The 14862-nt window shown below is 65.8% G+C and carries 9 protein-coding genes; 7 read left to right on the top strand and 2 right to left on the bottom strand.

Features of this window, described 5'->3' with window-relative positions; translation table 11 throughout:
- Positions 1 to 677: 677 nt before the first annotated feature.
- From ROR02_RS01675 to ROR02_RS01660, 4 genes are all read left to right on the top strand, one after another.
- Positions 678 to 1643, top strand: a complete 966-nt coding sequence (locus ROR02_RS01675) for a hypothetical protein (protein WP_147162268.1) — start codon at positions 678 to 680, stop codon at positions 1641 to 1643.
- Positions 1644 to 1792: 149 nt separating this feature from the next.
- Complete coding sequence (locus ROR02_RS01670; protein WP_147162267.1) at positions 1793 to 2896, top strand: TRAP transporter substrate-binding protein; 1104 nt, start codon at positions 1793 to 1795, stop codon at positions 2894 to 2896.
- A gap of 424 nt (positions 2897 to 3320) precedes the next feature.
- Positions 3321 to 3863: a TRAP transporter small permease subunit gene (locus ROR02_RS01665; RefSeq protein WP_246135350.1), complete on the top strand. Its 543-nt coding sequence runs from the start codon at positions 3321 to 3323 to the stop codon at positions 3861 to 3863.
- Complete coding sequence (locus tag ROR02_RS01660) at positions 3860 to 5440, top strand: TRAP transporter large permease (protein ID WP_147162266.1); 1581 nt, start codon at positions 3860 to 3862, stop codon at positions 5438 to 5440. The genes ROR02_RS01665 and ROR02_RS01660 overlap by 4 nt, the downstream gene beginning before the upstream one ends.
- An 82-nt stretch (positions 5441 to 5522) precedes the next feature.
- Here the strand turns inward: ROR02_RS01660 and ROR02_RS01655 are convergent, their stop codons facing one another.
- Together ROR02_RS01655 and ROR02_RS01650 are read right to left on the bottom strand one after the other, a co-directional pair.
- Positions 5523 to 8204, bottom strand: a complete 2682-nt coding sequence (locus tag ROR02_RS01655; protein ID WP_147162265.1) for a sensor domain-containing protein — start codon at positions 8202 to 8204, stop codon at positions 5523 to 5525.
- A 190-nt stretch (positions 8205 to 8394) separates the two neighbouring features.
- Entirely contained in the window at positions 8395 to 10803 is a 2409-nt protein-coding gene (locus ROR02_RS01650) for a CHASE2 domain-containing protein (RefSeq protein WP_246135349.1), read from the bottom strand.
- Positions 10804 to 11026: 223 nt separating this feature from the next.
- Between ROR02_RS01650 and ROR02_RS01645 the strand changes: the two genes are divergently transcribed.
- The 3 genes from ROR02_RS01645 (at position 11027) to ROR02_RS01635 (ending at position 14730) form a co-directional block, all read left to right on the top strand.
- Positions 11027 to 11845 (top strand): motility protein A, encoded by an 819-nt coding sequence (locus ROR02_RS01645; protein WP_147162264.1) that lies wholly within the window; start codon positions 11027 to 11029, stop codon positions 11843 to 11845.
- Between the two features lie 5 nt (positions 11846 to 11850).
- Complete coding sequence (locus ROR02_RS01640; protein WP_147162263.1) at positions 11851 to 12534, top strand: OmpA/MotB family protein; 684 nt, start codon at positions 11851 to 11853, stop codon at positions 12532 to 12534.
- Positions 12535 to 12804: 270 nt separating this feature from the next.
- Positions 12805 to 14730: an ABC transporter substrate-binding protein gene (locus ROR02_RS01635; RefSeq protein ID WP_147162262.1), complete on the top strand. Its 1926-nt coding sequence runs from the start codon at positions 12805 to 12807 to the stop codon at positions 14728 to 14730.
- Positions 14731 to 14862: the final 132 nt, after the last annotated feature.

Raw genomic sequence — 14862 nt, 5'->3', positions numbered from 1 at the left:
GTCCGGATGTCGGGCATGGCTCCGCCCGTTCGACCTCCGATGGTCCCATCTCGTCGAAACCGACGCATGATCCGGCCGTCCCCCCCCCACAGAACACCCCGAGTTCCTGGACAGCCCTCACTCTGTCAAGTTCGAACAGAAAAGAATACGAAGATTTAATAAAAAACATAAAAGAAAATTTTGCAACGAAAACGAGTGAAAACGAAGAAAGCTGCGAAGAAATTAATCCCATTCACGTCAATTTTTCTTCGCAGAATAACAGCATATGCATCATGGTTGATCACGATGTCGCTTGTGTCCAAAGTAAATCAAGATCCGCGAATATCGGATGCTCTCTCAGGAACCTTACTCTTCACCTCGCGCTTCTCCCACCCAGAGGAATTGTTCGGGGTATCTGGCATCAACCACCGTACCGCCTGCAAAATGACGATGGAGCGACATTAAATATCTTGCTGATCCCATACCCTTTCAGGCTTTCAGCGCGTTGGATAAAGGGCACGCGCTATCTGCGTCCGGATCAAATCCAGGAACAGAAGCTACATGGAACCATGCCTTGGGGACGTTTCTCCATTCGCCAATCCTGGCTGCATGGACCACGGGGGTTAAGCGAGGAGGAAGAAAAAAGGGAAAAGAAGGCCCGCCGCCGGGCCTTGATTCGTTTTACAAAACATCTGATCGTGGCTGCGAAACACGACGTCGAGGCCATTCACGGCATTATATTTCCGGAATACGCCCTGGACTGGGAAAGCTACCAGGAGCTGGTTCACACACTTTCAAAGACATGCCCAAAGCTTGAGTTCATTGTAGCAGGAGCCAGTGAAAACTGCGGATCCGCTCCCGGAAATTTTGCCTTTTCCACCGTTTTCACCCACAAGGAGGGTCAAAACGGGGATGGTTCGGTCCGGTATGGCATTTCCACAAGCCGCTCCAAACATCACCGGTGGCGCCTGGACGAGGGGCAGATTTCAACGTATGCCCTGGCCTCGGCCCTGGATCCTCGCTACGTCTGGTGGGAGGATATCCCCCTGTCCAAACGCGAGGTGCACGTCAACGTCTTTCGCGACACCTCCACTTTCGCGGCCATGATCTGCGAGGATCTGGCCCGCGTCGATCCCTGCCATCCCATTTTGCGCGCCATGGCGCCTAGTTTGGTTTTTGTGCTGCTCATGGATGGTCCGCAAATCCCCGAACGCTGGTCGGCCCGCTACGCCACCGCGTTGGCCGAGGACCCGGGGTCGTCGGTGCTCACCTTGACTTCGGCCGCCTTGATGCGACGCAGCAATCAGACCCGATCCCCTTCCCGACCCGAGAACTGGAGCATCGCCTTGTGGCGTGACGACAGCGGGCGTAGCGTTCCCATCGTGTGCGACGACAAATCGCACGGGGTGGTGCTGACCTTGTCGGGCTACCGCACGACCGAGGTCAGCCTGGACGGACGCGCGAACCCCCTGGCGCGGGCGTGGCGCTATCACGGTCACCAGCCGGTGCGCGTCGATCCCAAGGCTCCGGCCCTGGACGTGGACGAGGGCGACGACCTGTCCTTGGAAGAAGTGGTGCGACTGGTCACCGGCCTGGACGAGCGGATCCCGCCGCGCCGCCAACCGAGCGCCCCCCCGGTCTCAACCCCGGAAACACCGGCCTGACCCTCCCAGCCCGGGCGGAGCCGTGGGCGCCATTGCCTCTTTTCCCTGGCGGCCCCTATACTCCCCGGCGGCCGGAACGCCCCCGTGACGGACTCCAGGACCGTCGCGCGCGGGCCGGGTCCGGTCCATCAGCAGGGAGAGATCTGTCCATGAACCGTCGTGACTTCCTTGGCGCCGCCGCGGCCGCCGGTGCCGTGGCCGGCGCCGCCGCCGCCCAGTCCGCCTTTCCCCGTCCCGCCCTGGCCCAGGGCGTGCGCGAGATCAAGATGGTGACCTCGTGGCCCAAGGGCTTTCCGGGCCTGGGCACCAGCGCCGACCGTCTGGCCCAGCGCATCACCCGCCTGAGCGGCGGACGCCTCAGCGTCAAGGTGTTTTCGGCCGGCGAACTGGTGCCCGCGTTCGAGGTTTTCGACGCCGTCTCCAACGGCACCGCCGAGATGTATCACAGCTCGGATTACTATTTTCAGGGCAAGTCCAAGGCCTTCAACTTCTTCTCCACCGTGCCCTTCGGCCTGACCGCCACCGAGATGAACGCCTGGGTTCACCATGGCGGCGGGCAAGCCCTGTGGGACGAGCTGTCGGCCGGCTTCAACATGAAGGCCTTCCCCACCAGCAACACCGGCGTGCAGATGGGCGGTTGGTTCAACAAGGAAATCAACACGCTGGAGGACTACAAGGGCCTCAAGATGCGCATGCCCGGCCTGGGTGGCGAAATCCTGCGCCGCCTGGGCGCCACCGTGGTCAACCTGCCCGGGGGCGAAATCTTCCCGGCCCTGCAATCGGGCGCCATCGACGCCACCGAATGGGTGGGTCCCTGGAACGATCTGGCGTTTGGCTTCTACAAGGTGGCCAAGTATTATTACTACCCTGGCTTCCACGAGCCTGGCGCCATCATCTCGGCCGCCGTCAATCTCAAGTTCTGGAACAGCCTGAGCGACGAGGACAAGGCCATCATCGCCGCCGCGACCGGCGCCGAGAACGACTACGGCTTGGCCGAGTTCAACACCCGCAACGCCGACGCCTTGCAAACCCTGGTCAACGACCATCACGTCGAGGTGCGCAAGATGTCCGACGACATCATCCAGGCGATTGGCCAGTTGTCGGGCGACGTGGTGCGCGAAATCGCCGCCGGCGACGCCACCACCACCCGCGTGTACGAGAGCTTCCTTGCTTTCCGCAAGAAGATGGTGAGCTGGAGCCGCATCGCCGATCAGGCCTACGCCAACGCGCGCGCCCTGCCCTTTACCTACTAAGCGTTTTCGCAGGCCCGGCCCCGGCCTTGAAACGAACCGGGGCCGGGTCCGCAACCTTGGCGCCGGCCTCTTCCCTCAAACGGGGGAGTCCCTGGCGGGCTCTCCCCGATCGGGCGGATTTCGGGGCGATCGCAGGGCAATCCGGTGAAGCCCTGGACGCCTTTGAAAGAGGGTTCCTCAACGCCGCGACGGCGGCGCGCGGCTTGTGTCGCGCGAGCCAGGCGCACGGAGTGCGCGCCCGACGCTTGAGGGCCTCGAAAAAACGCCAGGGCAATCGGTTCACGCGGTTGCCCTGGGGGCGATCGGGTTTGACCTTGCCGCGCAAAGGCCGGATGGTGTGCCCCTCCCCCACCGCGCGGTCGGCCGGCATGCACGCCTCCCCGGCCCCGCCTTGCTTCCATCCCTTTTTTTCCGGGAGGTTCCGGTGTTCTTTTTGCACCGCCTTTCGCGCGCCCTGGATGCCTTCAACACGGCCATCGGGCACGCCGTGGCCGGACTTGCCGTGCTGATGGTCCTGGTCCAGTTCGCCGTCGTGGTCCTGCGCTACGTGTACGGCCTGGGTTTTGTCTGGCTTCAGGAATCGGTTTTGTACATGCACGCCATGCTGTTCATGGTCGCGGCCGGCTATACCCTGGTCGAGGACGGCCATGTGCGCGTTGACATCTTTTACCGCGAGGCGCCGGCCCGCAAGAAAGCCCTGGTTAACTTGCTGGGCTCCTTGTTCTTCTTGATTCCGTTTTGCATCCTGGTTCTTTACGTGTCCTGGCCCTATGTCGCCAATGCCTGGGCCGTGCACGAGGGATCCAAGGAAACCAGCGGATTGCCGTTCTTGTACCTGTTGAAGTCCGTCATCTTGGTCTTCGCCGGGTTGCTGATGGTCCAGGCGGTTTCGGTGGTGGCGCGTTCGATTTTGTGTCTCGCGGGCCTGGATGATGCCTTCGAATCGGCCAGGGAGCCGCGCTCATGACCTTTTTCGAACGCGAGATTTATGCCCTGGTCATGTTCGCCACCACCTGCGGCCTGCTGCTGCTGGGCTTTCCCGTGGCGTTCACCCTGGCCGGCGCCGCCTTGGTGTTTGGCCTTGTGGGCACCGCGATCGGGGCCTTCGACGTTGCCTTCCTCAGTGCCATGCCCCAGCGCATTTTTGGCACCATGACCAACGACGTGCTTATTGCCGTGCCGTTGTTCGTGTTCATGGGCGTGATGCTGGAGCGCTCCAAGGTTGCCGAGGACCTGCTGGAAAGCATGGGCCGCCTGTTTGGCTCGCTGCGTGGCGGCCTGGGGCTGGCCGTGTGCCTGGTGGGGGCCTTGCTCGCCGCCTCGACCGGCATCGTGGGCGCCACCGTCGTCACCATGGGGCTTTTGTCGCTGCCCACCATGTTGCGCCGGGGGTACGACCCGGCCCTGACCTGCGGCTCGATCTGCGCCGCCGGCACGTTGGGCCAGATCATTCCGCCGTCCATCGTCCTGGTTTTGCTGGGCGATCAGATTTCCAACGCCTACGCCGATGCCCAGCGCGCCTTGGGCAACTGGTCGCCCGATCCGGTCAGCGTGGGCGACATGTTCGCGGGCGCCCTGGTGCCGGGGCTGCTGCTGGTCTTCTTGTACATGGCGTACATCGCCGTGGTGGCCTGGCTGCGCCCGTCGCACGCCCCGGCCATCGAGGATGACACCCCCACCGCCGGCCGCCTGGAAACCCTGGCGCGGATCGGGCACGCCCTGATGCCCCCCCTGGTCTTGATTGTCGCGGTCCTGGGCTCGATCCTGGTCGGCGTGGCCACCCCCACCGAAGCCGCCGCCCTGGGCGCCATTGGCGCCTTGCTGCTGGCGGGGTTGCGCGCGCCCGGGGGCTCCTCGCGTCCGATCAAGGCCGCCGGGCTCGGGGTCTTGCTGATGCTGGCCATGGTCGAGCTGTTCGACCTGCGGGTCATGCGCACCACCATCGGCCTCGCCGACGGCCTGGCCATCGCGGCCGCCACCGTGGGCCTGGCCGGGGTCGTGTGGGGCCTCGCCGTGGCCTTGATCCGCATTGGCCGGACCGGGACCTTGATGGAAGTCGCCCGCGCCACCGTTCAAATTTCGTCGATGGTGTTTGTCATCGTCATTGGCGCCGGCCTGTTCTCGCTGGTGTTCCGGGGATTGGGCGGCGAGGAGATCGTGCATCAGTTCCTGACCGGCCTGCCCGGCGGCGTGGTGGGCGCCATGCTGGTCGTGATGCTGGTCATGTTCGTCCTGGGTTTCTTCCTGGACTTTATCGAAATCATCTTCGTGGTGGTGCCGATCGTGGGCCCGGTGCTGCTGAAGATGGGCCTGGATCCGGTCTGGCTGGGGGTGATGATGGCCATGAACCTGCAGACCTCTTTCCTGACCCCGCCTTTTGGCTTTGCCCTGTTCTACCTGCGGGGCGTGGCGCCGGCGGAAATCACCACCATGCATATTTATCGCGGCGTGGTGCCGTTCATCCTGATCCAGGTTCTGGCGCTTGCCTTGCTGTCCCTGGTGCCGGAGCTGGCCACCTGGCTGCCGCACGTGGTGTTCGGATAGGTCGGCGCGGGCCGTCGGGAGAGCGACGGGGGACAGCGCGCCCCCTCCTCTCCCGATGGCATTTTCCGCTTTCCGGGCCCCCCTACGCCGGGCCCGCGTCCCCGGACGCCCTGGGGACCAGATTGCCCAGCACCGTGTCGGCCGGTTCGGGCCGGGCGAACAGAAAGCCCTGGACGGAATCGCATCCTTGGGCGCGCAGATACTCGTATTGGGCCTGGGTTTCCACCCCCTCGGCGATCACTTCCAGCCCCAGGCTGTGGCCCAGGTTGATGACGGCCCGCGCGATCACCGCGTCATTGTCGCTGTCGTTGCCTTCCTTGCCCAGGTTGTGGACAAACGACTGATCCACCTTCAACCGGTCCACCCGGAAACGCTTCAGATAACTGAGCGACGAATACCCGGTGCCAAAATCGTCAATCGCCAGACGGATTCCCGCGCGGGAGATGGCCTCCAGCAGCACGATGGCCTGGGTGACGTCTTGCATCAGCATGCTTTCCGTCAGTTCCAGTTCCAAGTCTTCCGGAGGCACGCCGTATTCGCGCAGGACCGAAAGCACCCGCTCCACCAGCCCGCGATTGCGAAACTGCACCGCCGACAGGTTGACGGCGATCAGCAGCCGGGGACAGCCGCGTTGACGCCAGTGGGCATAATGCGCCAGCGCCGAGCGCAGAACCCAGTCGCCCAGTTCGTGAATCAGGTCGCTGTCCTCGGCCACGGCAATGATGGTCGAGGCCGGGATCGGCCCCAAGGTGGGATGGGTCCAGCGGACCAGGGCCTCGGCCCCCGAGGGCCGGGCGGTGCGGACATCGTATTGCACCTGGAAATGAACCGCCAGCTGGTCGCCCTGGGCCAGGGCCCGGCGCAAATCCCCCTCCAAGCTGAGACGGGCGGCGGCTTCCGCGTTCATTTCGTGGGAAAAGAACAGGCAATGCTCGTTTTCCGAACGCTTGGCCCGGTAGAGGGCCATGTCGGCGTTGCGGATCAAGGTGTCGGGATCCGTGCCATCTTGCGGATAGATGGCGATGCCCATGTTCGCCCCCACCCGGACCTCGTGGTTGCCCAGGTCCACGGGCGTGCGGATGACCTCCAGCATGTGGCGCGCGACGGCGGACGCGCCATCGGGACCGGCCACCCCCAGTTGGATCAAGGCGAACTCATCCCCCCCGATCCGGGCCACCGTGTCGGCCTTCTCGGCCGCCGCGTTGATGCGCGAGGCGATGGTCATCAAGAACAGATCGCCCACCGCATGGCCCAGGGTATCGTTGATGCGGCTGAAGTGGTCGAGATCGATGAACAGCACCGCAAGCCCCTGGCCGGCGCGGCGCGCGTGATGGACCGCCTGGTCAAGCCGGTCGCGAAACAGCACCCGGTTGGGCAGGCGGGTCAGGGAATCGTAATTGACCAGCTGGCGGATGCGTTCCTCGGTGCGCTTGCGCGCGGTCACGTCTTCCTGGACCGCGACCAGATGGCGCACCCCGCCCGCTTCGTCCAGAACCGGGGTCAGGCTCTGGTTGACGACGTAGGTCCGGCCGTCCTTGCGCCGTTCGGTCATCTCGCTGCGCCAGACCCGCCCGGCGCGCACCGCCGCCCACACCTGTTCCAGTTCGACCGCGTCGGTGGTGCCCGGCTGCAACACCGCCGGCACGCGCCCGATCAGTTCCTCGGCACGGTAGCCGGATAGTTGAACGAAGGCTTCGTTCACCCATTCAATGCGGCCCTCGCCGTCGCTCACGAAAATCGCGTTCACGACGGCGCCAATGGCCAGGTCGCGCAGGTGCTGGTGATCGCGTTCGCGCAGCCGCGCCAAGGTGGCGCCCAGCCGCAAGGCCAGGGCTTCGAGCGCCGCCGAAACCTCGGATGTCAGTCCCACCGGGCTCGCCCAGCCCAGGCAGAGCATGCCCATCACGTCGCGCTGGCGCCACAGCGGCACGCAGACAAGATCGGCGATCCCGGTTGCCCGGGCCCACTCCGGCCCTTCCTCGACCAGGAGGTGGACGGGCCGGCCCATGCGGCACGAGGTCGTGGCCGGCACCCGGCTGGCGCCTTCCAGCGGCGCGGCGGCCGCGACGGTTTCAGGGATCTCGGGCAGATCCGGCGCGGCCCCGCCCGCCTTGCCGGCCACCCGCAAGGCCCCCTCGTGGTCCATCACCCCCACCCAGGCCAGCGGGCACTCCAGCAAGGCGACCACGCGCTCGCACAGGGTTTGCGCCAGACCAGCCGCGCCCAGGGGCTGATCAAGGCCGGTTTCAAGGGCCACGGTCAGATCGGCCAGACCCTGGCACAGGACCTGCGCGCTGGCATCCTTGAGGCACAACACACTGCCCGCCCCGGGCCCGCCCGCTTCCAGATCGACAATGCGCACCTCAAGGGCAACACGCCGGCCGTCGCCGCGCACGCCATGCAGCACCAGGGGGTCGGCGCCATGCTCCTGGTGCTGGGGCAGCGCGGCGGGCACGGGCCAGCCACCGGCCAGGGCGGGGATCACCAGGGCCACGGGCTGGTCGCGCAGAAGCTCGGGATCCACGCCCAGCAAGGCCACGGCCCCGGGGGAAAGGTCGGTCATCCGCCCTTGCGAATCCACGACCACCAGACCATCGCACAAGGCATGAACGAGGGAATCGGGTGCCGTCAGCGCCGTGCTGACGCCTCCGCCCCGCCGGCCGCCCCCCCGCCACCACCCCACCCCCAGGCCGACAGCCAGCGCGCTCCCCACGCCAATCAGGCTCATCACGGTCGCCGACGGGAAGAAATCGGGCACAATCATGGGACACGGCTCGTCTGGAGGGGGGGCGAGACCAGGAACAAAGAAACGGGCGGCCCGCTATCCGAACTGAACCGCTCTCTGGCATGGAACCGTTATTATCGCGCCAGGGACGGGGACAAGAAAAGCCCTTCCCCGCCCGAGGAGATGCCCACGTGGGAAAAAGGCCTCCCGCCCGAAGCGCGCTCCGGGTTCATTTGGTGGTCGCCACGTACACGCCATCCCAGTCGCTTGCCGGCGGATCGGCTTCGTAGGCATCCAGGCGATGGCCATAAAGGTCCAAGAACCCTTTCAGATGGAAGGCATCCGCGTAGTCGCGCGCTTCCTCAAGGGCGGCGCGGGCCCCCTTCCAGTCCTGGGCCCGGTAGGCGGCGAGCAGGCGCGCGCACGCGGCCCTGGCCGCCAGGAAAGCCGGGGTTTGAGCCAGGGTTTCGTCGCCGATCAGGCCGAAAATCCGCACCGGCACGGTTTTGCCCTTCACCCGGATCAGATCCAGCTCGATCTGGGCCATGTCGGGCACCTGCGAGGCGGTCAGTTCGCCCAGGACGGTGGTCACGCCATAGGTTTTGGACTGGCCTTCCAGCCGCGAGGCCAGGTTGACGGTGTCGCCAAGGACCGAATAGTCGAAGCGCTGATCCGAGCCCATGTTGCCCACGCACACCGGCCCCGAGTTCAACCCGATGCCCACGTTGATGGGCACGTGGCGACGGTTTTCGTCGCGTGCTTCCTGCTCCAGGCTCTGATTCAGGCCGCTCAGGCGGTCAATCATGGCGAGGGCGGAGCGGCAGGCGTGGCGGGCGTGCTCGGCGTCGTCCAGGGGCGCGTTCCAAAACGCCATGATGCAATCGCCCATGTATTTGTCGATGGTGCCGTGACGGGCCAGGATCACGTCGGTCATGGGGGTGAGGAAGCGGTTGATCAGGCGGGTGAGCCCCTCGGCGTCGAACAGCTCCGAAATGGTGGTGAAGCCGCGCACGTCGCAAAACATCAAGGTCATTTCCCGCATTTCACCGCCCAGCTTCAGGCGGGTCGGATCGGCGGCCAGGCGCTCGACCAGCGCGGGGGACATGTAGCGCGAAAACGCGTCGCGGACCTGGCGGCGCTGGGCTTCCTCGCGGGTGTAGCCGGCGTAGGTCAGGTACACATACAAGGCGATGGCGACCAGGCTGGGATACACCGGATCGTAAAGCTGGAGGCTTTCCCGAAACAGCCAGAACGACGACCCGCCAATCGCGCCGACCACGACCAGCAGCAAGGTCAAGGTCCAGCGCGCCCCGATCATGGGAACGAGCACGATCAGCAAGACCCCGATGCCCAAGGTCCCCCACGCTTCCAGGTCCACGGCGTTGCGCGGGCGCTTGAGCATCTGGCCGGAGAGGAAATTTTCCAAGATGTTGGCGTGAACCTCGACCCCGGGCAGGAAACTTTCGGTGGGCGTGGTCTTGATGTCGAGCAGGCCCACCGCCGACGTGCCGATCAGGACGAAGTGGTTGCGCAGCCGCTCGGCCGGCACCCGCCCGGCCAGCACGTCGGCCGCGCTCACGTATTTGGCGGGATCGTAGCGGGAGAAATAAACCTGGAAGCGTCCGGCCTCGTCCAGGGGGATTTCCATCACCGAGACCCGGCCGTTGGGCTGGCGCGCGCGCAAGGCCATGTCCTGGATGCCTTCCAGCGTTCCTTCCCGCTTGGCGCGCAGCAAGATGTTGCTGGCCCCCATCGCCACCCGCAGCATTTCAACCGAAAGCGAGGGGTAGATCTGATCGTCGGCCGACACCCGCACCGCCATGGGAACCCGGCGCACGATGCCGTCCAGCTCGCCCTCGACCGAGAACACACCGCGCCCCACCGCCCTGGCGTCCAGGACCGGCAGGTTGAACAGCATGTGCCGGTGATCGATCAGGAACCGGGTCACGTCGTGGCCCAAGGTGGCGACCGACGACGGTGGTTTCTCGAAAAACTGGGTTTGCCCGCTGCTGGCCGACGGCGCCATGCCCAGGACCACCCGCGTCTGCCCGATGGCCGTGGCAAACACGGCGTCGTTGTCGGGCAGGCGGGCCAGGCGGGCCTTCACCTCGGGATCCTCAAGGGCCAAGGAGTCGGCCAGACGCGCGGGCGACGTGCGGTCGGCCTCGGGAAAGGTCATGTCGAAGCCCACGACCAGGGGGCCGGCCTCGGCGATCCGTTCCATGAGCTGGGCCAGAATCACCCGGGGCCACGGCCATTGCCCGATCTCCTGCAAGGAGCGGTCATCCACGTCCACGATGGTCACGACGTTTTGCTGCGTGGGACGCGGCTGCATTTTTTGGAAAAAATCGAAGGTCTTGGAGCGCAGGAACTCCACCGGGGCCGGGTCCACGAGACGGATCACCACCGCCGCGCACAAGATCACGAAGGCCCACAAACGCGCCGAGCGCAGCACCTGGCGCACCGTCAGGCGCGGCCGGGGCCGGCTGGGCCTGCCCTTGCCCCGCCGCCAGGGGAGCCCGCGCCAGCGCGCCCCGCGCGGGGCCGGGGCCTTCGGAGAGGCGTTCTCCCGGGGGGAAGGGGCCGGAGGCGGTGCCTGCGGTGTGTCCGGATTCAGTTCAACGCCATCGTCGACCACGATGCCCTCCCCTGTCCCGCCCCCAAGGGGGCAAGGCTCCTCCCCGTTTCGCGGGCACTATAAAACGGACACGGCTCCAAGGCCACCGGTGCAACCGGTTTGGGGACAGGGGACGCGGAGGGGATGCCCGCCCTTGCCCTGGGGAAAATTATGTATACACTCTCATCCGGTGGCAGACGGCGAGCTTCCGACCGGAAGCACTGGCAGGAGTGGGCGGTCCGGCATGTCCCTCGCGACAATTTTAGGTGTACTGTTCGGCTTCGGTCTGTTCATCCTTTCCGTTGTGCTCAGTACGGACAATTATTCCACCTTCATTGATGGTGCCAGCTTCATCATGGTGCTGGGCGGTACTTTTGCCGCCACGTTCGTTTCTTACGAACCGCGCTATGTTTTTAGCGCCCTGCGGGTCATGGGCTCCATTGTTTTTCATAGCGAAATCACGCGCGGCATTTTGACCCACGAAGTGGGGCGTATTATTCGCTGGGGCTACGTGATCCAGAAAACAGGCATGCCGGGACTGGAAACCGACGCCCAGAGGATCCGCCGCCAGGATCGCTTCCTGGGATTTGGCATTGATCTGGTCATTTCCGGGTACACCGGCCAGGAAGTCCGCGAGATCCTCGCCAACACGGTGGAAAGTACCTTTCAACGCCAGACCGTGCCCGCCAACATCTTGCGCAACATGGGCGCGACGGCGCCGGCCTTCGGCATGATCGGCACCCTGGTGGGCCTGATCATCATGCTCGATCACATGGGCACCGATCCCTCGGCCCTGGGCCCGGGTCTGGCCGTGGCCCTGGTCACCACCTTGTATGGCGTGCTGGCGCAGCGTCTGGTGTTCCTGCCCGCCTCGTCGAAAATCCGTCAGCGCGAGGAAATCATCCGGTTTCGCAACTATCTGGTGACCGAAGGGCTGGCCCTGCTCGCCGAACGCAAAAGCCCGCGCTACATTCAAGACAAGATGAACAGCTATCTTGATCCGGCGATCCACTTCAGCATCGATCGCATGCGCGGCCGCGAGCAGCCCAAGGACGAGGAATAGGATCCATGGCGTTCAAGGGCAATCCCTGGGGCACGCCGCAGGCGGAAGAGGATGACTCGGACTCCTGGGTTGTCACCTTCGCCGACATGTCGACCCTGCTGCTCGCGTTTTTCATCATGCTGGCGTCCATCTCGAAGGTGGACGCTGTTTTGTTTGAGCAGGTCAAGGCCGGCATCCAAAAAGGCATCGGCAACCGCGAGGTCAAGAAGCCGATCGAGGAGCTTAAGAAAGAAACCGGCGACGTCATCAAAAGCCTGCAAATCGAGGATGTCGTGGGTCTGGGCCAGGACCAGGACGGCATCGTGATCGAGTTTGCCTCCAGCGCGTTTTACGCCGCCGGCTCGGCCGAGATCCGCCCGGAGGCGACTCCGGTTCTGGAACAGATCATCGCCACCTTGAACGAACCCCGCTACCAGGGCTTCCAGATCGAGGTGCAGGGCCACACCGACGATACGCCCATCAGCACCGCCCAGTTCCCCTCGAACTGGGAATTGTCGGGGGCGCGGGCGACCCGGGTGGTGCGGTTCATGCTGGACCAGGGCGTGGACAAGGAACGCGTGCTGGCCATCGCCTACGCCGACATCGCGCCCAAGGTGCCCAACCGCACCCCCGACGGCCAGGCCATTCCCCTGAACCAGGAACTTAACCGGCGCATCGCCGTGCGGGTTTTCCCCAAAACCCATTTCTAGAGTTTGTCGGGGGAAAGTGGGTACCGCTTTCCCCGAAAAGACCAATTTAAACAGAGGGATCTATCCGTCTCCCCCTGAAGCGGATAGACTTCGGCGCGCGCCCCTCGTCACCGAGACAAGACCAGGACGCGCTGCCGTATTCCGTTCCCAGTTGAGCCCTTCAAACGGCGGCTTCCCCTTTTTCGCGGGTTTCGCCTTGGAAGACCGGTCTTCCCCAAAGGGCACGGGGCCCCGCCCCCACGCCCGGGACAGCCGGCGGGAGAGACACTCATGAACACCTGGCGTCGCCTTCTCGCGGGCATGGGAGCCATGGCTTCGCTTGTGATGGCGGAGCCGGCCCTGGCCAGGACCCTGGTCTATTGCGCCGACCGTCCGACCGAAGGATACAACCCGGCCCTCTCGACCGCCCCCGCGACCCGCGATGCCTTCGGGCGCACGGTGTTTGAAGGGCTGACCCGTTTTCGTCCCGGCACCACCCAGGTCGAGCCCGCCCTGGCGGAACGCTGGGAGGTCTCGGCCGACGGCAAGACCTACACCTTCTTCCTGCGCTCCGACGTGGCCTTTCACACCACCGAACGCTTCCGGCCCTCGCGCCCCCTCAACGCCGAGGACGTGGTGTGGTCCCTGGGCCGGCAGTGGCGCGACGACCACCCCTATCATGCGCTCTCGGGCGGCGTGTACGAAACCTTCGCCGCCCTCGGACTGCCCGATCTCCTCGACCGCATCGAAAAGGTGGATGATCACACGGTCCGCCTGAGCCTGACCCGGCCCTGGGCCCCCCTTCCCGCCACCTTGGCGCTGGCGTTTGCCGCCATCCAGTCGGCCGAATATGGCCAGGCGCTGCTCAAGGCCGGCAGCCCCGACGTTTTCGACCGCGAGCCGGTGGGCACCGGGCCGTTCGTGTTTCGCGGCACGACCCGGGACGACGCCTTGCGCTTCGAGGCTCACGAAGCCTACTGGGACGGACGCCCGCCCCTGGACGGGGTGATGATCCGGGTCATTCCCGATTCGACCCTGCGCGCCCAGGCCTTGCAGGCCGGAACCTGCCACGTCATCGCCCCCCCGGCGCCACCCGACATGGAAACCCTGCTGCTGGACCGGTCGGTCCGACTCGCCCAGGGTCCGGGGCTGTCGCTGGGCTACCTGGCCTTCAACACCACCAAGCCCCCCTTGAACGACCCGGCCGTGCGCCGGGCCCTGGCCCAGTTGGTTGATCGCAACGCGGTGGTGGCGAGCCAGCCCCCGTTCAGCGTTCTGGCGGCCACGGGCCCCCTGCCCGATGCCCTTTGGCTGGCTGCGGCGCCCGCGAGCCCCGAGGAAGCCGCTCCCGAGCCTCTCCCCGAGCCCGCGACAGGCCAGACGCAAGCGGGCCCCGCCGAGGCCGCCGCCCCCGAACCGGCCCCGGCACTAGCCGAGGATCCCGCGCCGCCCCCCCCTGTCGCCAACGCCGAGAACCCGGCGCCCCTGGCCCCCAAGCCGGCGCCGCTCAAGCCGGGAACGCCCCAAGGGGCTGCGTCCCCCAAGGCGATGGCGGCGTCCCTGCCCGTGGAAGCCCCCCCCGCCAGCCCGCCTTCGCCGCCGGAACCGGCTTCCTCGCCCAAGGCCGTGCCACCCCCCGCCCCGCCTTCTGAGACGATTGCGGAACCCGAGGGCCCCGAAACCCCGCTTCATGCCGCCCTGACCAAGGCGGGAGTGCAAAAACTGGCTCTTGGCGTGTGGGTCATGCCGGTGCAACGCCCCGCGTTCCCCCAGCCCCGGCGGGTGGGGGAACGCCTGCGCGCCGATTGGGAAGCCGCCGGTGTCTCGGTCAGCGTCGAGTCGCCCGACTGGGGCGACTACCTGAAGCGGGTCCGCGCGGGCGAGCCGCAGGTGGTCTTGATGGGGTGGACCGGAGATAACGGCGACCCCGACAACTTCCTGGGGGTGTTGCTGGGCTGCGAGGCGGTGGGCAGCACCAACGTCGCGCGCTGGTGCGACAAAACCTTCGACGACCTGGTGCGCAAGGCCCGGATCGCGGGATCCGACACCGAGCGGGCCCGGCTCTATCGGGACGCGATGGCGGTGGTGGCCGATCAGATGCCCTGGCTGCCCCTGACCCAAAGCCTGATCGTGCAGCCCATCCGCCGCTCGGTCACCGGCTGGACCGTTTCCCCGTTTGGGGGCCCCACCTTCACCGGCGTTGATCTCGCGCCATGATCCTCCTCCCCGGCGACCGGAAGCGGTCGCCGGGGCAGACCCTGGAAGGGCCCGTTGAGCCGCCCGGCTCAAGCAAGCCCCCGCCCCCTTCGTCCTTGCCCTTGCACCAGCCGCACGGCGCCCCTGCGCCGG

The organism is Pararhodospirillum oryzae, assembly GCF_007992075.1.
GTDB lineage: Bacteria > Pseudomonadota > Alphaproteobacteria > Rhodospirillales > Rhodospirillaceae > Pararhodospirillum > Pararhodospirillum oryzae.
Note: the sequence above shows the minus strand (reverse complement) of the source record. Positions and strands in the feature narration are given on the sequence as shown.

Excerpts from the sequence above, each read along its gene's own strand:
- ROR02_RS01645 (WP_147162264.1), top strand. The coding sequence starts at position 11,027 with ATGTCCCTCGCGACAATTTTAGGTGTACTGTTCGGCTTCGGTCTGTTC.
- ROR02_RS01660 (WP_147162266.1), top strand. The coding sequence starts at position 3,860 with ATGACCTTTTTCGAACGCGAGATTTATGCCCTGGTCATGTTCGCCACC.
- ROR02_RS01640 (WP_147162263.1), top strand. The coding sequence starts at position 11,851 with ATGGCGTTCAAGGGCAATCCCTGGGGCACGCCGCAGGCGGAAGAGGAT.
- ROR02_RS01670 (WP_147162267.1), top strand. The coding sequence starts at position 1,793 with ATGAACCGTCGTGACTTCCTTGGCGCCGCCGCGGCCGCCGGTGCCGTG.
- ROR02_RS01655 (WP_147162265.1), bottom strand. The coding sequence starts at position 8,204 with ATGATTGTGCCCGATTTCTTCCCGTCGGCGACCGTGATGAGCCTGATT.
- ROR02_RS01635 (WP_147162262.1), top strand. The coding sequence starts at position 12,805 with ATGAACACCTGGCGTCGCCTTCTCGCGGGCATGGGAGCCATGGCTTCG.